The following is an 18,292-nucleotide window of genomic DNA, read 5'->3' as shown; positions in this document are numbered from 1 at the left end:
GCTCATAGCCGCTCGAGGTATCCGGTGCCGCCGAGGTTGTTCATCTGCTGGCGGATCCAGACGCTGCGCCGTTCGACGAGCGGGCCGGGACGCGCCGCATCGCGGCCGCGGGGGTCGGGCAGGATGGCCGCCAGGCGGCTGGCCTGGACCGCGCTCAGCTGGTCGGCGGAGACGCCGAAGTAGTGGCGAGCGGCGGCCTCGAGGCCGAACACTCCGCTGTCCCACTCGACGATGTTGAGGTAGACCTCGAGGATGCGCTGCTTGGGCCAGAGGGCCTCGATCAGCAGCGTGAACCAGGCCTCCAGTCCCTTGCGCACCCAGCTGCGCCCGGTCCACAGGAAGAGGTTCTTGGCGGTCTGCTGGCTGATGGTGCTGGCCCCGCGCAGGCGGCCGCCGTTGCGACTGGCCTCCCAGGCGCGGCGCATCTGCTGGAAGTCAAAGCCGTGATGCTCGGGGAAGCGCTGATCCTCGGCGGCGATCACCGCCAGCTTGGCCTGATCGGCGAGACGCTCCCAGGGGCGCCACTGGTGGCGAATATCGAGGGACGCCCCCGAGGTCCACGACTGAACCTTACGCTCCACCATCACCATGGAGCCGAACACCGGCACCACGCGCAGCACCAGTACCAGCACCACCGAGGCCACCACGAAGCCGAGCGCGGTGCGCCAGAGCACTCGCCACGCCCATCGCTGCCACTCCCGTCTCATCGTCCGCCTCGCTCGGTCATCGGCTTTTTTCGCCTCGTCATGAATGCTCGGCAGTATAACGACGCTGCCTCCCCGAAGGGAGGCAGCTGTCATACGGGGCGAGCGTTCAGCCGTTCAGCGCTTCTTCAGGCGCTCCGCGTGGTAGCGCAGGTGCTCCTCGATGAAAGTCGCTATGAAGAAATAGCTGTGGTCGTAGCCGGGCTGGCGGCGCAGGGTCAGCGGGTGGTCGTGCTCGGCACACACCGCCTCGAGGCGCTCGGGGCAGAGCTGCTCCTCGAGGAAGTCGTCGGCCTCGCCCTGATCGATGAACAGCGGCTGGCTCGAAGCCCCGCGGGCCACCAGTTCGCAGGCATCGTACTGGGTCCAGAGCCCGCGATCCTCGCCCAGGTAGCCGGAGAAGGCCTTCTGCCCCCAGGGGCACTCGCTGGGATTGACGACGGGGGAGAAGGCCGAGACCGCCCGGTAGTGCCCGGGACGCCGCAGCGCCAGGATCAGCGCGCCGTGCCCGCCCATGGAGTGACCGCTGATCGATTCGCGGCCGTTGACCGGGAAGTGCTGGCGCACCACCGAGGGCAGCTCCTCGGCCACGTAGTCATACATGCGGTAGTGCTTCTTCCAGGGCTCGCGGGTGGCGTTGACGTAGAAGCCCGCGCCGCTGCCGAAGTCGTAGCTGTCGTCTTCGCCCGGCAGGTTGGTGCCGCGGGGGCTGGTGTCCGGGCAGACGATGGCGATGCCAAGCTCGGCCGCGATCCGATGTGCGCCGGCCTTCTGCATGAAATTCTCGTCGGTGCAGGTCAGCCCGGACAGCCACCACATCAGCGGCACGCGCTCGGTCTCCGCCTGGGGCGGCAGGTAGATGGCGAAGGTCATCTCGCAGTCCAGCGCCCGGGAGCGGTGGCGATAGCGCTTGTGCCAGCCACCGTAGCTCTTGTTGGCCGAGACCAGCTCGAGATGTTCGGTCATGGTCATGAAGTCACTCTCCTCGTCGGCCGGGCGACCCGGCCACCAATCCATGGGGTATCACCCGGCACCGGGCGCGTATCAACGGCGCGGCCCCAGGCGCATTGTTAATAGTGGAGGACCGTGCGAATGCTCTCGCCACGATGCAGCAGCTCGAAGGCCTCATTGATCTTCTCGAACGGCATGTCGTGGGTAATGAAGTCGTCAATGTTGATCTCGCCCTTCATGTAGCGATCCACGTAGCCCGGCAGCTCGGTGCGTCCCTTGACGCCGCCGAAGGCGGAGCCCTTCCAGACCCGACCGGTGACCAGCTGGAACGGCCGCGTGGAGATCTCCTCGCCGGCCCCGGCCACGCCGATGATCACCGACTCGCCCCAGCCCTTGTGGCAGCACTCCAGCGCCTGGCGCATGACGTTGACGTTGCCGATGCACTCGAAGGAGTAGTCGACGCCACCGTCGGTCATGTCGACGATCACCTCCTGGATGCTGGCGTCATGCTCCTTGGGATTGACGAACTCGGTGGCGCCGAACTGCGCGGCCAGCTGGAACTTCTCCGGATTGACGTCGATGGCGATGATGCGGCTGGCTTTGGCCATCTGCGCGCCCTGGATCACCGCCAGGCCGATGGCGCCGAGGCCGAAGACGGCCACCGTGGCGCCCGGCTCGACCTTGGCGGTGTTCATCACCGCGCCGATGCCGGTGGTCACGCCGCAGCCGAGCAGGCAGATCTTGTCCAGCGGCGCCTCCTTGGAGACCACCGCCAGCGACACCTCGGGCAGCACGGTGTACTCGCTGAAGGTCGAGCAGCCCATGTAGTGGTGCAGCGGCTTGCCATCCAGCGAGAAGCGCGAGGTGCCGTCGGGCATCACGCCCTTGCCTTGGGTGGCGCGCACCGAGCTGCACAGGTTGGTCTTGCCGGAGAGGCAGAACTTGCACTGGCCGCACTCGGCGGTATAGAGCGGGATGACGTGGTCGCCGGGGCGCACGCTAGTCACGCCCTCGCCCACCTCCTGCACGATGCCGGCGCCCTCGTGGCCCAGCACCGCCGGGAAGTTGCCTTCCGGGTCGGCGCCGGAGAGCGTAAAGGCATCGGTGTGACAGACGCTGGTGGCGGCCATCTTGACCAGCACCTCGCCGGCCTTCGGGCCCTCGACGTCGATCTCGACCAGTTCCAGGGGCTTGCCGGCTTCCAGGGCGACCGCAGCGCGAGACTTCATGGCATCTTCCTCGTTCGGTGTGTAATGCATCGGGTAACAGTCTAGGCAATCCGCACCGCTGGGATAAACTGCATCAAACGCAGAACATTATTGTCATACAGCAACAATCGCGTCGACAGGAGGCATCATGCAGCGCTGGGATCGGGTCGAGGCCTTCGTCGAGGTAGTGCGCCTGGGCGCCTTCAAGGCCGCGGCCGAGCGCTTGAAGGTCTCGAGCTCTCACGTCAGCCGGCTGGTCAGCCAGCTCGAGAACCAGCTCGGCACCGCCCTGCTCTATCGCACCACGCGACGGATCCGCCTCACCGAGGCCGGCACCCTCTACTACCAGCACTGCCACCACCTGTTCGACGGCTTCCGCGAGGCCGAGGCCGCCATCAAGGACCTCCAGGCGAGGCCGGTCGGCCTGCTGAGCTTGACCTGCGCCACTACCTTCGGCGAGCGCTACCTGGCCCCGCTGGTCAACGACTTCATGGTCCTGCACCCCCAGCTGGAGGTGCGCCTGCACCTGACCAATCGCCAGGTGGACATCATTGACGAGGGCTTCGACATCGCCATCCGCATGGGCGCGCTCGAGGACTCCTCGCTGCTCGCCCGGCGGCTCTGCGAGCGGCGCGAGTACGTGGTCGGTTCGCCGGCCTACTTCACTCATCGCCCCCAGCCCCACGCCCTCTCCGAGCTCGCCCATCACCGCTGCCTGGTGGGGTCGCGCGACCACTGGCGCTTCGCCGTGGAGGGGGTGCGCCGCGAGGTGCGCATCGCGGGATCATGGGAGAGCAACTCGGGACCGGCGCTGCTGGATGCCGCGCTCAAGGGCCTGGGGCTCGCCCAGCTGCCGGACTACTACGTGGAGCCCCACCTGGCGAGCGGCGAACTGATCAGCGTGCTCGACGCCTATCGGCACGACGACAGCGCCGTCTGGGCGGTCACCCCGCGCCACCGCCACCGCTCCCCGAAGATCCGCCAGTTCATCGACTTTCTGGTCGAACACATCCCCGAGCGGCTGCCGAGGCGGGGCTGAGCGAGGCGAATGACGACGGGCGCCGGGGGCGAAAGACCGGCCAAGACGAAGACAGCACGCCCAAAACACGCCCAAAAAAAGGGCGCCCCGAAGGGCGCCCGCGATCGGCATGTCGATCACACTACTTGAAGTTCTTGCGCACCATCTTCTGGATCTCGCCGACGATGCCGCTGCGAAAGCTCAGCACGCAGATCACGAAGATCGCACCGAGGATCACGCTGACCCAGTTGCCGATCGGCGACTGCGCCAACTGCGTCTGCAGGCTGACCACCAGGCCGGCCCCGACCACGGGGCCGAACAGCGTGCCGACGCCGCCCAGCAGGGTCATCAGGATCACCTCGCCAGACATGTGCCAGTGGGCATCGGTCAGCGAGGCAAGCTGGAACACCACCGTCTTGGTGGAACCGGCGAGGCCCGCGAGGCCCGCGGAGATGACGAAGGCCACCAGCTTGTAGGCATCCACGTTGTAACCGAGCGACACCGCCCGGGGCTCGTTCTCGCGGATCGCCTTGAGCACCTGGCCGAACGGCGAGTGCACGGTGCGCTGGATGATCGCGAAGCCAATCACGAAGATCGTCAGCACGAAGTAGTACATCGGCAAGTTGTCGGAGAGGCTGATCAGCCCGAACAGCTCCCCACGCGGCACGCCGTGGAGGCCGTCCTCGCCTCCGGTAAAGGGCGCCTGGATGAAGAAGAAGTACACCATCTGCGCCAGCGCCAGGGTCACCATGGCGAAGTAGATGCCCTGGCGGCGGATCGACAGCACCCCGAAGAAGGTGCCCAGCACCACCGCCGCCAGGGTGCCGATCAGGATGCCGGCCTCCGGCGTCAGGCCCGGGTAGCTCGAGAGCATGATCCCGGTGAAGTAGCCGCCGGTGGCCAGGAAGGCCGCATGACCGAAGGAGAGCAGCCCGGCAAAGCCCAGCAGCAGGTTGAAGGCGCAGGCGAAGAGCGCGAAGCACAGCACCTTCATCAGGAACACCGGGTAGATGGCGAGCGGGGCCAGCAGCGCCAGCCCCAGCAGCACCAGGTAGAGCATGTTGCGCCGCATCCGCGCGCTGCGCTGGCGCTGCATGGCGGGGGTCAGAGAGTGGGTCGTTGCCATGGCGTCATGCCTCCTTGCCGAAGAGACCCGAGGGGCGCAGCAGCAGCACCAGGATCATCACCAGGAAGATCACGGTGTTGGCCGCCTCGGGGTAGTAGACCTTGGTGAGGCCCTCGATGAGGCCCATGGCGAGGCCGGTGAGGATGGCGCCGAGGATCGACCCCATGCCGCCGATCACCACCACCGCGAAGACCACGATCAACAGGCTCGAACCCATGGTCGGCGAGACCGGATAGAGGGGCGCGGCCAGCACCCCGGCGAAGGCGGCCAGCGCCACGCCGAAGCCGTAGGTCAGGGTGATCAGCTGCGGCACGTTCACGCCGAAGGCCTGCATCAGCGCGGGGTTCTCGGTGCCGGCGCGCAGGTAGGCCCCGAGGCGCGTGCGCTCGATGATGAACCAGGTGCCGCCGCAGACCACCAGCGCCGCCACCAGCACCCAGGCGCGGTAGGTCGGCAGGAACATGAAGCCGAGGTTCAGGCCGCCCTGCAGCGCCTCGGGGGTGGGATAGCTCGACCCCGAGACCCCGAAGATGTTGATCAGGGTGCCCTCGAAGATCAGCGCCAGGCCGTAGGTGAGCAGCAGCCCGTAGAGATGGTCGAGGTGGGCGATGCGCCTGAGGATCAGCCGCTCGAGCACCGCCCCGAAGGTTCCCACCACCAGCGGGACCAGCAGCAGCGCGGCCCAGTAGTTGATGCCCAGGTACTCCAGGGCAAGCATCGCCGCGAAGGCGCCCAGCATGTACTGGGCCCCGTGGGCGAAGTTGATGATCTTCAACAGCCCGAAGATCACCGCCAGCCCCAGGCTCAGCAGGGCATAGAAGGCACCGTTGATCAGGCCCAGCATCAGCTGGCCCATGAACACCGCCAACGGCACCCCGAATATCATCGTCATGTCACGCTCCTCCCGTCAGAGGGCGGCGGCCGCGGCCGCCGCCCTGCCTCGACTCGCTCAGTTCTGCACCAGCTTGCACTGGCTCTCGGCGAGCGGGCGGTAAGCCTCCTCGGCGGGGATGGTGCTCTTGATCTCGTAGAGGTCCCATTCGCCGGTGGACTCTTCCGGCGACTTCACCTCGGCGAGATACATGTCGTGGACCATGCGGCCGTCCTCGCGGATGCGACCGTTGCGGGCGAAGAAGTCCTCGACGGGCGTCTCGGCCATCTGGGCGCGGACCGCCTGGCTCTCGTCGGTGCCGGCGGCTTCCACGGCGTTCAGGTAGTGCATGGTGCTGGAGTAGACGCCGGCCTGAACCATGGTCGGCATCCGGCCCACGCGCTCGAAGTAGCGCTCGGACCACTCGCGGGACGCCTCGTCCATGTCCCAGTACCAGCCGGTGGTGAGCAGCAGACCCTGGGTCGCCTCGAGGCCCATGGCGTGGACGTCGTTGAGGAAGATCAGCAGGCCGGCGAGCTGCTGGCCGGTCTGGGTCAGCCCGAACTGGCTGGCGGTCTTGATGGCGTTGACGGTATCGGAGCCGGCGTTGGCCAGGCCGACGATATCGGCGCCCGAGCCCTGGGCCTGCAGGATATAGGAGGAGAAGTCGCTGGTCGGGAAGGGGTGGCGCACGCCGCCGACGATCTCGCCGCCGTTTGCCTCCACCACCTCGCTGACATCGGCCTCCAGGGCATGGCCGAAGGCGTAGTCGGCGGTGAGCATGAACCAGGTATCGCCGCCCTGATCGACGACGGCCTTGGCGGTGCCGTTGGCCAGCGGGTAGGTGTCGTAGACCCAGTGGAGGTGGTTCGGCGTGCAGTGCTCGTTGGTGATGCTCGAGGCCGCGGAGCCGGAGATAATGGCCAGGCTACCCGCCTCCTCCAGCACCTTGCTCACGGCGATAGAGACCGAGGAGGCCACCATGCCGGCGACCAGATCGACGTTCTCCTGATCGACCCAGCCACGCACGGTGTTGGCGCCCACGTCGGCGCTGTTGCGGTCATCGGCGCTGAAGACCTCGATGGGCACGCCGTTGACCTCGCCGCCGATGTCCTCGACGGCCATCTTCAGCGCCTCGAGACCGCCGGGGCCGGCCAGGTCGCGATAGGTGCCGGACATGTCGGCGAGGTAGCCGATACGCACGGCGTCGTCGCTCATCTGGGCCTGGGCGGAGCCGGCGGCCAGGGTGGTGGCGGCGAGGGCGATGCTGGTGGCGAGCGTCTTCCGATTGAAGGTCATGATCATCTCCGTGGCCCGGTGGGGCCGTTGTTGTTGTCGATGCGGATGCTTGTAGATACCACTGCTTGTCAATACGAGTGCTTGTCGATACGAGTGCTTGCGGTGCAGGGATCGAGCGTCGAACGGCGCGCCGTCAGACCCCCAACAGGGTGTTGAGGTGCTCGCGCCGGGCGGGCAGCTCGGCGGCGCTGATCTCCTCGATGATGCGGCCGTGCTCCATCACGAAGTGGCGGTCGGCCAGGGGCGCGGCGAAGCGGAAGTTCTGCTCCACCAGCACGATGGTCATGCCACGCTCCTTGAGCTTGATCAGCACCTCGCCCAGCGCCTGGACGATGACCGGCGCCAGCCCCTCGGTGATCTCGTCGAGCAGCAGCAGCCGGGCGCCGGTGCGCAGGATGCGCGCCATGGCCAGCATCTGCTGCTCGCCACCGGAGAGCCGGGTGCCCTGGCTGCGGCGTCGCTCGTAGAGGTTGGGGAACATGGTGTAGATCTCATCGAGATCCATGCCGCCACTGCGCACCGTGGGCGGCAGCAGCAGGTTCTCCTCGACGTCGAGGCTGGCGAAGATGCCGCGCTCCTCCGGGCAGTAGCCCACCCCGAGCCGCGGGATGCGGTGCGGCTTCATGGCCAGGGTCTCGTTGCCGTTGATGACGATGGAGCCGGTGCGCCGGCCGACCATGTTCATGATCGCCTTGAGGGTGGTGCTGCGCCCGGCGCCGTTGCGCCCAAGAAGGGTCACCAACTCGCCGCGCCTCACGTCAATGTCGACGCCGTGCAGAATGTGCGACTCGCCGTAGAAGGCATGCAGATCGCTGATGCGCAGCATCTCGGCGCCATCCCGATCCTGGGTCTCGCCGAGCGTCTGTGCTGCCTGGCTCATGCGCTGGCCTCCTCTTGTGTATCGGCATCGCTGCCCATGTAGGCCTCGCGGACCCGCGGGTCGCGGGAGACGCTCTGGTAATCGCCTTCGGCCAGCACGCTGCCGCGAGCCAGCACCGTGATGCGATCGCACAGGCGGCTGACCACGCTGAGGTTATGCTCCACCATCAGCACGGTGCGGCCCTTGGCGACCCGCCGGATCAGCTCGACGATGCGATCGACGTCCTCGGCGCCCATACCCTGGGTCGGCTCGTCGAGCAGCATCACCGTGGGATCCAGCGCCAGGGTGGTCGCCACCTCGAGTGCCCGCTTGCGCCCGTAGGGCATCTCCACGGTGAGCACGTCGGCATACTCCTTGAGGCCGACCTCATCGAGCAGCTCGATGGCGCGCTCGTTCAGGTGCTCGAGGCTCTTCTCGGACTTCCAGAAGTGAAAGGAGGTGCCGAGGCGGCGCTGCAGCGCCACGCGCACGTTCTCCATGGCGGTCATGTGGGCGAATACCGCCGATATCTGAAAGGAGCGCACCAGGCCGAGCCGGGCGATCTCGTTGGCCCGCATGTTGGTGATCGGCTTGCCGCGATAGAGGATCTCGCCGCGGGTGGGCGGCAGGAACTTGGTGAGCAGGTTGAAGACGGTGGTCTTGCCGGCCCCGTTGGGGCCGATCAGGGCGTGGATGTGCCCCTCCCGGACCCGCAGATTGACGTCGTCCACGGCGGTGAAGCCGCGAAACTCCTTGGTCAACCCGCGAGTTTCCAGTATGAACTCCTGGGTCATGGTGGGTCCTCTCTGGATCGCTGTCGCGATCCGCCGTGGATGCTGTTGTCGTTGTTGTCGGCCGTTGTCGTTGTTGTGGCGGTGCCGGCATCGAGGGCCCGTGATGCACCATCACGCGACCCCGGAGAACACTCTACACTTTACGTTAACGTAAGCTAGAGGAGCCGGGGCGACGGAGCAACAGGAGAACGCCGGAACTCGACCAATGGTGTAGACCCCGAGGCTATCAATAGCTTGCAAACTATGTGGGACAATCATGCGCGCCCAAAAAAAGCGCGATGCCCCATCGGGGCATCGCGCCTGTTCTGCTCGGCGACCCGCGAGCCGCTCCGCTCACGGCAGCGTCGCGGATCGGGCCGCCATCAGCACTCGATGGCGTTGACCGCGAGACCGCCCTTGGAGGTCTCCTTGTACTTCTCCTGCATGTCGGCGCCGGTGTCGCGCATGGTGCGGATCGCCTTGTCCAGCGAGATGAAGTGCTCACCGTCGCCGCGCAGCGCCATCTGGGCGGCGTTGATGGCCTTGACCGAGGCGATGGCGTTGCGCTCGATGCAGGGCACCTGCACCAGCCCGCCAACGGGATCGCAGGTGAGGCCGAGGTTGTGCTCCAGGCCGATCTCGGCGGCGTTCTCCACCTGGCCCGGGGTGCCGCCCAGCACCTCGGTCAGCCCCGCTGCGGCCATGGCGCAGGCCGAGCCGACCTCGCCCTGGCAGCCCACCTCGGCGCCGGAGATGGAGGCGTTCTTCTTGCACAGGATGCCCACCGCGGCGGCGGTCATCAGGAAATCGACCACGCAGCGCTCGTCGGCGCCGTCCTGGAACTTCATGTAGTAGTGCAGCACCGCCGGGATGATGCCCGCCGCGCCGTTGGTCGGCGCGGTGACCATGCGCCCGCCGGCGGCGTTCTCCTCGTTGACCGCCAGGGCGAAGACGTTGACCCAGTCCATCGCCGAGAAGGTGGTGGAGATCAGGTTGGTGTTGCTTTCCATCTCCTCCAGGCGGCGATGCAGGGCAGCGGCACGGCGCCGGACGTTGAGCCCGCCGGGCAGCACGCCCTGGCCCTCGAAGCCCTGCTGTACGCAGGCCTGCATGGCCTCCCAGATGCGCCACAGCTCGGCACGGATCTCGGCCTCGCTGCGCCAAGCCTTCTCGTTCTCCATCATCAGCTCGCTGATGCGCAGGCCGTGCATCCGGCACAGCGCCAACAGCTCGGCGGCGCTGTTGAAGTCATACGGCAGTGCCGTGGTGTCGGTATCCAGCTCGCCGCTGGCGGCCTGCGCCTCGTCGATCACGAAGCCGCCGCCCACCGAGTAGAAGACGTTGCGGTAGAGCTCCTCGGCGTGACCGTGGGCCACCAGGGTCATGGCGTTGGGGTGGTAGGGCAGACTCTCGTCGTGCCACTCGAGGTCCCGGCTCCAGCGGAAGGGAATCGCCAGGCGGCCGTCGAGCATCAGGGCCTGGGACTCGAGCAGCTCCTCGATGCACGGTGAGACGATCGCCGGATCGATGTGCTGGGGACGCTCGCCCATCAGCCCCATGATGATGGCGCGGTCGGTGCCGTGCCCCTTGCCGGTGGCGGAGAGCGAGCCGTGCAGGTGCACCTCGATGCGCGCCACGCGCTCGGTAAGCTCCTGGCGCTTCAACGCCTGCACGAAGTCGTAGGCGGCCTGCATGGGGCCGACGGTATGCGAGCTGGAGGGCCCGATGCCGATCTTGAACAGGTCGAAGATGCTGATTGCCATGATGATGCCTCGTGTCTGAGCCGGCGGCCCGGCGTTCCGGCGTTCCGGCGGTCGGCGCCCCGACCTCCCGGGCCAGCGGCCGCCTGATCGCACACCAGACAGTTAAACTAAAGCCACTCGACGCCTGCCGATAGTTGGCCCCATCATGGCGGCGAATCAACGCCCCGACAATCGAGAATATCTGGCCCACGGTATAGAATGACTAAACCATGAACCCGCATCTCAACGCCCAGACCCATGCCGGGCTGAAGGTCTTCGCCGTCAGCGCTCGCCACCTCTCCTTCACCCGGGCGGCCGAAGAGCTGCACGTCACCACTGGCGCCGTCAGCCAGCAGATCAAGCAGCTCGAGCAGCGGCTGGGGTTCAAGCTGTTTCGCCGCCGGCCGCGTCGACTGGAGCTGACCGAGGAGGGACGGCGCCTGGCGGCGGTGGTCGACGAGGCCTATCAGGCGGTGGGGCTGGAGGTACGGCGGCTGCGCAGCGGCGTGATGAGCGGGGTGATCCGGCTGCGCTCGGTGCCCTCCTTCCTGCACAAGTGGCTGATGCCGCGGCTGCCCCGGCTGCAGGCGCGCTTTCCCGATATAGAGCTGCACGTCACCGCCGAAGACAGCAGCGTCTCGCTGCGCGACGGCGACTTCGACCTGGCCCTGGACCTCAACGACGGCCACATTCCGGGGCTTGCCATCACGCCGCTGATGGAGGAGCGGATCTTCCCGGTCTGCGCCCCCGCTCTGCTGCGGGGCCGTCCGCCGCTGCGTCATCCCGCCGACCTGGCCTGGTACCCGCTGCTGCACGACGTCACGGCCTGGCGGGGCAGCCACGAGCACGCCGAGTGGGAGCGCTACCTCGAGGCCATCGCGGCGCCGCCCCTCAACCTGCGCCGGGGCTATACCTTCAACCGCCACCACCTGACCATGGCCGCGGCCATCGCCGGCATGGGCGTCGCCATCGCCCGCCAGACCCTGATTCGGGGAGAGCTCGGCAGCGGCGAGTTGATCGCGCCCTTCGCCCAGCGCGTACCGACCGGCATGCACTACGGCATCGTCCATGCGCCGGGGGCGCTGGACGACCGCCGGATCGCCGCGGTGCACGACTGGATCGTCGAGGAGGCCCGGCGGGCGCCGGACGGATCCTGATAAAGGCGGCATCGACACTTCGGAATCAATAGGCAGGCGCAGACGAGCCGAGTATCATAAACATTCACCAATGAATGTGATTTACCCCGAGACGCCCATGCCACACCACCTCCCCCCCGAAGCGCCCACGCCCATCGACTTTCGCGCCACAAGCCTGCGCGCCCTGCTGTATATCGTCCTGATCGGCCTGCTGATGCAAGGCGTGATGCTCGAGGCACTGGGGCTAGAGGGCCAGCGATTCTCCGAGCGCGGCTTCGTCGAGCCCGCCCAGTCGCTGCTGCTCGCCGCCAGCGCCGGCCTGGCGCTCTATGTGCGCCTGACGAGCCCGCGGCTGACGCACGTCTCCCTGCTGCTGCTGGCCCTGCCGCTGGCCTCGCTGATTCGCGAGCAGGATGCCTGGCTGGATGCCTGGGTGTTCGATGGCGCCTGGCAGGCGCTGGTCGCGCTGCTGGTGCTACCCACCCTCTACGTGGTGATCCGCAGCCGCCATGCCTTCGCCCGCGAGTTCGCGCGCTACGCCAACAGCTTCTCGTTCGGTCTGTTCGCCGCGGGCTTCCTGACCACCTACGTCTACTCGCGGCTCTTCGGGCGCAGCGAGATGTGGCAGGCGATCCTCGGCGACGCCTACCTGCGCACCTTCAAGGACGCCGCCGAGGAGGTCACCGAGCTGTTCGGCTACACCCTGCTGTTCTTCGCCATGCTCGAGCTGGTGCTGCTGGTGCGCCGCTGGCGCCACCTCAAGACCGACTGAGGCGCGCCCGGGGCCGGCGCCCCGGCTCTGCACGGCGCCGCCTTCCGGGACGCCTTCCCTTGCCTCTACTGGATGCCACTCGTCATATCCCTGCCCCATAAACGACGACGCCCGCAGCCAGTGGCTGCGGGCGTCGTCGTGAGCGAGGTCCTGTGACTACTCGTCGAGGAAGGAGCGCAGCGGCTCCGAACGCGACGGGTGACGCAGCTTGCGCAGCGCCTTGGCCTCGATCTGGCGGATCCGCTCGCGGGTGACGTCGAACTGCTTGCCGACCTCCTCAAGGGTGTGGTCGGTGTTCATATCGATGCCGAAACGCATCCGCAACACCTTGGCCTCGCGGGCGGTAAGGCCGCCGAGCACGTTGCGGGTGGCTTCGATCAGCCCCTCGCCGGTCGCCGAGTCGATGGGCAGCAGGATGGTGCCATCCTCGATGAAGTCGCCCAGATGAGAGTCGTCATCGTCGCCGATGGGCGTCTCCATGGAGATCGGCTCCTTGGCGATCTTGAGCACCTTGCGGACCTTGTCCTCGGGCATCTCGAGACGCTCGCCGAGCTCCTCGGGGGTCGGCTCGCGGCCCATCTCCTGCAGCATCTGCCGCGACACGCGGTTGAGTTTGTTGATGGTCTCGATCATGTGCACCGGAATACGGATGGTGCGGGCCTGATCGGCGATCGAGCGGGTGATCGCCTGACGGATCCACCAGGTGGCATAGGTCGAGAACTTGTAGCCGCGACGGTATTCGAACTTGTCGACGGCCTTCATCAGGCCGATGTTGCCCTCCTGGATCAGGTCCAGGAACTGCAGGCCGCGGTTGGTGTACTTCTTGGCGATCGAGATCACCAGGCGCAGGTTGGCCTCGACCATCTCCTTCTTGGCCCGGCGCGCCTTGGCCTCGCCGATGGAGAGCCGACGATTGACCTCCTTGATCTCGGTCACCGCCAGCTGGATCATCTCTTCCTCGAAGGCGATCTTGCGCTGGGAACGCTGGATGTCGGCACGCAGCGGCTCCAGGCGCGCCGCATACTTCGGGTTGGCGGCGCCGAACTCGTCGAGCCACTCGGGACGCGATTCGCTACCCGGGAAGGCCTTGATGAAGGTCTTGCGCGGCACCTTGGCCTTCTTCACGCAGAGCTGCATGATGGCCTTTTCCTGGGCGCGCACCTGCTCGACGCTGATGCGCACCTGGCCGACCAGGCGCTCGAAGTGCTTGGGCACCAGCTTGATCGGCGAGAACAGCTGCGCCAGGCGAGCGAGCTCTTCCTGGGCGGGCTTCGCGCTGCGACCGTGGGCCTCGATGGCCGCCTGGGCCGCGGCGTTCTGCTCGCGAATCTGCTCGAAGCGGGCACGGGCCTCCTCGGGATCGGGGCCGCCGACGCTCTCTTCCTCCGCCTCGGCATCGTCGTCGTCCTCGGCATCGCCTTCGGACTCGTCGCGGGGCTCCTCCTCGGGCACTTCCGCTTCCGCGACGCCGGGAATCCCCTCGTCGGGGTCGATGAAGCCGGAGAACAGATCGGAGAGACGACCCGGCGCCTCCTCGTCCTGAGTGGCGTCATAGGCATCGAGGATGGAGTCGACCGCGCCGGGCAGGTAGGCCAGCGCCGACATCACCTCGCGGGTACCTTCCTCGATCCGCTTGGCGATCTCGATCTCGCCCTCGCGGGTCAGGAGCTCGACGGTACCCATCTCGCGCATGTACATGCGCACGGGATCCGTGGTGCGACCCACGTCGCTCTCCACTGCGGCGAGCGCGGCGACAGCCTCTTCGGCGGCCGACTCGTCGGTGGAGTGATCCGACATCATCAGGGTATCTTCATCGGGGGCTTCCTCGACGACGCTGATGCCCATGTCGTTGATCATGCCGATGATATCTTCCACCTGATCCGGGTCGGCGATATCCTCGGGAAGGTGGTCGTTGACCTCGGCATAGGTCAGGAAGCCCTGTTCCTTGCCGCGCGCGATCAACTCCTTCAGACGTGACTGCTGCTGCGCATTTCCAGCCATAGAAACCCTATCTCGACGAAGAAGAATGAAGCACCTGAAGTACTGAGGCGGTGAAAACTCGATAAGCCGGACAGTATAGCGGGTAAGGCCGCCTTCCTGCCAGTTCGGTGTATTTGCGCGGTCATTCAGGTGTGTTAGGTTGTGAGGTTGCGCCTTCCAAAGGCAGCTCCCTCGTATGTGGTGATGGCGGCAGAAAATTCAACCCCCGCCACGACGAGCGCTTAGCTCTTTAGCTCCATCAACAGCGCGTTCAGCCGCTGGCCGTCCTCTTTCGACAGCTTCTCCCCTGCCTGCATTCGCGACAGCAAGACCTCATATTCCTCCAGGGGCGACTGCTGCTGACGGTGGCGCTGGAAATAGGCCACCCAATTGTCCAACTCGACCCCTCGCACGCCTCGGGGGACCAGGGGCTCGCGACGCGCCAGCGCGGCCAGCCGCTCCCCTTCGGGCGTGCCGTGAAAGTGGGCCAACAGCACCTGGGCGCTGCGATATCCGCCCGCCCGCAACAACCGCACCACCTCGCGACAGAGCCGCGCCTCCGGGTCCGCCTGGTCGCACCAGTCGTCATCTTCGGGCAGCCGCTCCACCAGCCGCGGCTCGTGCACCAGCAGCTGCAGAACGCGCCCCATCAGGCTCAGGGTCTGGCTGCCCGTGCCTGAGCGCGCCTCGTGCCCTTCGTCCTCCGGGCGCCACTCGGCCTCCGGCGCCAGAGGCGGCTCGCTCGGCGGCGCCTCGGCGGGCGCCACCAGCGCCTCGAAGCGCGACTGGTCGACGCCGGTGCGCCGCGAAAGTTCGCCCAGCAGCAGCGACTTCAGCACGCCCTCGGGCAGCTTGCCGATGGCCGCGAGCACCTGGCTGGCGAAGCGCTCGCGCGCCTCGATCGTCGCCAGGTCGCGCCCCTCGGCCGCGTGATCGAAGAGGAACTCCGACAGCGGGCTGGCGCAGGTGATGCGATCCTCGAAGGCCTCCGCCCCCTCCCGGCGCACCAGGGTGTCCGGATCCTCGCCCTCGGGGAGGAACATGAAGCGCGCCTGGCGACCGTCGATCATCTGCGGCAGTACCGTCTCCAGCGCCCTGGTCGCGGCCTGGCGGCCGGCGCGATCGCCGTCGAAGCAGAACACCACCTCGCCGACCATGCGGAACAGCCGGCTCAGGTGCTCCTCGCTGGTCGAGGTGCCGAGTGTGGCCACGGCGTTGCGGATGCCGAACTGGGCCAGCGCCACCACGTCCATGTAGCCCTCGACGATCACCACCCGCTCGAGCCGCGAATTGGCCTGGCGCGCCTCATAGAGGCCGTAGAGCTCGCGCCCCTTGTGGAACACCGGCGTCTCTGGGGAGTTCAAGTACTTGGGCTTGGCATCACCCAGCACGCGACCGCCGAAGGCAATGGTGCGCCCGCGGATATCGCGGATCGGGAACATCACCCGATCGCGGAAGCGGTCGTAGGTGCGCCCGCTGTCCTCGTGATGCACCAGCAGGCCGTACTCGATCTGCACTGAGTCGGCGATGCCGCGCTCGCCCAGGTGGCGCTTGAGCGCCTCCCAGCCGGCCGGCGCGCAACCGATGCCGAATGTCTGCTGAACCTCCGGCGACAGCCCGCGATCGGCCAGGTAGCGGCGCGCGTTCTCGCCCTCCGGCATCTTCAGCCGCTCACGAAAGAAGCTGGCCGACAGCTCCAGCAGGTTGACCCCCTCCTTGCGCTTGCGCTCGCGCGCCTGGGCCCGCGGATCGTCGGCGCCCTCGCGGGGCACCTCCATGCCGAGCCGACCGGCCAGCTGTTCCACGGCCTCGGGAAAGCGCAGCTTGTCGTACTCCATCAGGAAGCGCAGGGCATTACCGTGGGCGCCGCAGCCGAAGCAGTGATAGAACTGCTTGTCGGCGCTGACGGTGAACGACGGCGACTTCTCCTGGTGGAAGGGACAGAGCCCGGAGTGGTTGCGACCGGCCTTCTTGAGCTTCACGCGCTCGCCGACCACCTCGACCACGTCGACGCGGGCCAGGAGATCATCGATGAAACGCTGGGGGATCTGACCGGACATGCGGGAAACCTGCGGGAAGCGGGAAGAGGCGACAAAAACAAGCGGCCACCGTTAGGCGGCCGCTTGGCGTCCCTCTTGAGACGGCATGGGCCGGATGCCCTCACCGACTCCAGTACGGATCAATAGAGCCGTTCGAAACGCTTGCGCTCACGCTGAAGCTTCTTGGCATGGCGCTTGACGGCAGCCGCCGCCTTACGCTTGCGCTCTGCGGTCGGCTTCTCGTACTGCTCGCGACGACGCACTTCCGAGAGGACACCGGCCTTTTCACAGGAACGCTTGAAGCGACGCAGCGCGACGTCAAACGGCTCGTTATCACGTACTTTGACAGAAGGCATTAAGCACTCACCTACCTTGGGTAACTTGAGTTCGGTTTGTACGCACACCCGTCGGAGTCCGTCACCACCACGAAACACGCCCCGGAATCGCCAGGCGAACCGGAACGATGCGTGAATACGCGGGAAGATGGCCCCTGGGTGCACGACCCAGTCTTACAGCGGACAGTATTCTAGTCGTCCAACCGAGCTCGTGCAAATCGTTTCCCTGCTGCCGACCGGGGGCAAAATGCGTAGAATGCCGCCATCCACGCATTACCGAGCCGATATCATGCGCGTACTGGGCATCGAGACCTCCTGCGACGAGACCGGCGTCGCCCTCTTCGACACCGGGCGCGGCCTCGTCGCCGACGCCCTCTACAGCCAGATCGCCATGCACGCCGAATATGGCGGCGTGGTACCGGAGCTCGCCTCCCGCGACCACACGCGTCGGCTGCTGCCGCTGATCGAGCAGGTACTGAACCACGCAGGCCTGTCCCGCGGCGAGCTCGACGCCATCGCCTACACCGCCGGCCCCGGCCTGGTCGGCGCGCTGATGGTCGGCGCCAGCACCGCCCACGGGATGGCCCGGGCGCTGGACATCCCGGTGCTCGGCGTCCATCACATGGAGGGCCACCTGCTGGCGCCCATGCTGGAGGACGAGCCGCCCGGCTTCCCCTTCGTGGCGCTGCTGGTCTCCGGCGGGCACACCCAGCTGGTCGAGGTGCAGGGGCTGGGGCGCTACCGCCTGCTTGGCGAGTCGGTGGACGACGCGGCGGGCGAGGCCTTCGACAAGGCGGCCAAGATGCTCGGGCTCGCCTACCCCGGCGGACCCCAGGTGGCGCGCCTGGCCGAGCAGGGCGACCCCGGGCGGCTGCGCTTCCCGCGCCCCATGACCGACCGCCCGGGGCTGGACTTCAGCTTCTCGGGGCTCAAGACCCACACCCTGACCGCCATCCGCCAGCTGGAGCGCGCCGGCGAGCTCGACGACCAGACCCGCGCCGACGTGGCTCGCGCCTTCGAGGAGGCGGTGGTCGACACCCTGGTGATCAAGTGCCGCCGCGCCCTCGACCAGACGGGTCTCAAGCGCCTGGTGGTCGCCGGCGGCGTGAGCGCCAACGTACGGCTGCGCGAGCGCCTGGAGCGCGAATGTGCCAAGCGCGACGCCCGGGCCTACTACCCGCGCGGACGCTTCTGCACCGACAACGGGGCGATGATCGCTTATGTGGGGGCCCAACGCCTGCTGGCCGGCGAGCATGACGAGACCGGCCTCATGAAGGCGGTGCCGCGCTGGCCGATGGACGGCCTGGAAGCGCCCGCCACGGCATGAACCCCGCGATGATCGCGCTCTTTATGGTCGCAGCGCCCAGCGCCTGCTGGCCGGCGAGCATGACGAGACCGGCATCATGAAGGCGGTGCCGCGCTGGCCGATGGACGGCCTGGAAGCGCCCGCCACGGCATGAACCCCGCGATGATCGCGCT

General features: G+C 67.2%; 16 protein-coding genes. 4 read left to right on the top strand and 12 right to left on the bottom strand.

What is annotated here, in order from left to right:
- Window positions 1-2 precede the first annotated feature (2 nt).
- From mtgA to RSO68_RS12390, 3 genes are all read right to left on the bottom strand, one after another.
- The gene (mtgA, locus tag RSO68_RS12400; RefSeq protein ID WP_315586790.1) at window positions 3-707 is read right to left on the bottom strand and encodes a monofunctional biosynthetic peptidoglycan transglycosylase; all 705 of its coding nucleotides are present in this window, start codon (window positions 705-707) and stop codon (window positions 3-5) included.
- 114 nt (window positions 708-821) lie between these two features.
- Window positions 822-1,676, bottom strand: a complete 855-nt coding sequence (gene fghA / locus RSO68_RS12395; RefSeq protein WP_089851305.1) for an S-formylglutathione hydrolase — start codon at window positions 1,674-1,676, stop codon at window positions 822-824.
- A 98-nt stretch (window positions 1,677-1,774) separates the two neighbouring features.
- A complete protein-coding gene (locus RSO68_RS12390; RefSeq protein ID WP_315586789.1) occupies window positions 1,775-2,884 on the bottom strand; it encodes an S-(hydroxymethyl)glutathione dehydrogenase/class III alcohol dehydrogenase in 1,110 nt (369 codons plus the stop codon).
- Between the two features lie 127 nt (window positions 2,885-3,011).
- On the opposite strand from RSO68_RS12390, the gene RSO68_RS12385 reads away from it, so the two are divergent.
- Window positions 3,012-3,902: a LysR family transcriptional regulator gene (locus RSO68_RS12385; protein WP_089851301.1), complete on the top strand. Its 891-nt coding sequence runs from the start codon at window positions 3,012-3,014 to the stop codon at window positions 3,900-3,902.
- Window positions 3,903-4,023: 121 nt separating this feature from the next.
- Here RSO68_RS12385 and RSO68_RS12380 read toward each other — a convergent pair whose 3' ends face one another.
- The 6 genes from RSO68_RS12380 to RSO68_RS12355 all read right to left on the bottom strand — a co-directional run bounded on the left by RSO68_RS12380 (window position 4,024) and on the right by RSO68_RS12355 (window position 10,572).
- Window positions 4,024-5,007 (bottom strand): branched-chain amino acid ABC transporter permease, encoded by a 984-nt coding sequence (locus RSO68_RS12380; RefSeq protein ID WP_315586788.1) that lies wholly within the window; start codon window positions 5,005-5,007, stop codon window positions 4,024-4,026.
- Window positions 5,008-5,011: 4 nt separating this feature from the next.
- Window positions 5,012-5,899, bottom strand: a complete 888-nt coding sequence (locus RSO68_RS12375; RefSeq protein ID WP_315586787.1) for a branched-chain amino acid ABC transporter permease — start codon at window positions 5,897-5,899, stop codon at window positions 5,012-5,014.
- A 57-nt stretch (window positions 5,900-5,956) separates the two neighbouring features.
- On the bottom strand, window positions 5,957-7,177 hold the full coding sequence (locus RSO68_RS12370; RefSeq protein ID WP_315586786.1) for an ABC transporter substrate-binding protein: 1,221 nt from the start codon (window positions 7,175-7,177) through the stop codon (window positions 5,957-5,959).
- Between the two features lie 133 nt (window positions 7,178-7,310).
- Window positions 7,311-8,057 carry an ABC transporter ATP-binding protein gene (locus tag RSO68_RS12365; protein WP_315586785.1) on the bottom strand — a complete coding sequence of 249 codons (747 nt, stop codon included), beginning with the start codon at window positions 8,055-8,057 and terminating at the stop codon, window positions 7,311-7,313.
- Window positions 8,054-8,830 (bottom strand): ABC transporter ATP-binding protein, encoded by a 777-nt coding sequence (locus tag RSO68_RS12360; protein WP_315586784.1) that lies wholly within the window; start codon window positions 8,828-8,830, stop codon window positions 8,054-8,056. Before RSO68_RS12360 ends, RSO68_RS12365 begins: the two co-directional genes overlap by 4 nt.
- 362 nt (window positions 8,831-9,192) lie before the next feature.
- On the bottom strand, window positions 9,193-10,572 hold the full coding sequence (locus tag RSO68_RS12355) for an L-serine ammonia-lyase (protein WP_089851899.1): 1,380 nt from the start codon (window positions 10,570-10,572) through the stop codon (window positions 9,193-9,195).
- A gap of 209 nt (window positions 10,573-10,781) precedes the next feature.
- Here RSO68_RS12355 and RSO68_RS12350 point away from each other — a divergent pair, with 209 nt between their 5' ends.
- Window positions 10,782-11,708, top strand: coding sequence for a LysR substrate-binding domain-containing protein (locus tag RSO68_RS12350; protein WP_089851901.1), 927 nt, complete (start codon window positions 10,782-10,784; stop codon window positions 11,706-11,708).
- Window positions 11,709-11,805: 97 nt separating this feature from the next.
- Entirely contained in the window at window positions 11,806-12,459 is a 654-nt protein-coding gene (locus RSO68_RS12345; RefSeq protein WP_315586783.1) for a hypothetical protein, read from the top strand.
- A gap of 156 nt (window positions 12,460-12,615) precedes the next feature.
- Here the strand turns inward: RSO68_RS12345 and rpoD are convergent, their stop codons facing one another.
- The 3 genes from rpoD to rpsU all read right to left on the bottom strand — a co-directional run bounded on the left by rpoD (window position 12,616) and on the right by rpsU (window position 16,834).
- A complete protein-coding gene (rpoD, locus tag RSO68_RS12340; protein WP_089851905.1) occupies window positions 12,616-14,460 on the bottom strand; it encodes an RNA polymerase sigma factor RpoD in 1,845 nt (614 codons plus the stop codon).
- 221 nt (window positions 14,461-14,681) lie between these two features.
- Window positions 14,682-16,499 (bottom strand): DNA primase, encoded by a 1,818-nt coding sequence (gene dnaG / locus RSO68_RS12335; RefSeq protein WP_315586782.1) that lies wholly within the window; start codon window positions 16,497-16,499, stop codon window positions 14,682-14,684.
- Between the two features lie 119 nt (window positions 16,500-16,618).
- Complete coding sequence (gene rpsU, locus RSO68_RS12330) at window positions 16,619-16,834, bottom strand: 30S ribosomal protein S21 (RefSeq protein WP_013333229.1); 216 nt, start codon at window positions 16,832-16,834, stop codon at window positions 16,619-16,621.
- Window positions 16,835-17,102: 268 nt separating this feature from the next.
- On the opposite strand from rpsU, the gene tsaD reads away from it, so the two are divergent.
- Complete coding sequence (gene tsaD, locus RSO68_RS12325; RefSeq protein WP_315586781.1) at window positions 17,103-18,140, top strand: tRNA (adenosine(37)-N6)-threonylcarbamoyltransferase complex transferase subunit TsaD; 1,038 nt, start codon at window positions 17,103-17,105, stop codon at window positions 18,138-18,140.
- Window positions 18,141-18,292 lie beyond the last annotated feature (152 nt).

The sequence above is a fragment of the Halomonas saccharevitans genome (assembly GCF_032333995.1).
GTDB classification, from domain to species: domain Bacteria; phylum Pseudomonadota; class Gammaproteobacteria; order Pseudomonadales; family Halomonadaceae; genus Halomonas; species Halomonas saccharevitans.
The sequence above is the reverse complement of the archived record's forward strand: the minus strand, read 5'-3'. Positions and strand labels throughout refer to the sequence as shown.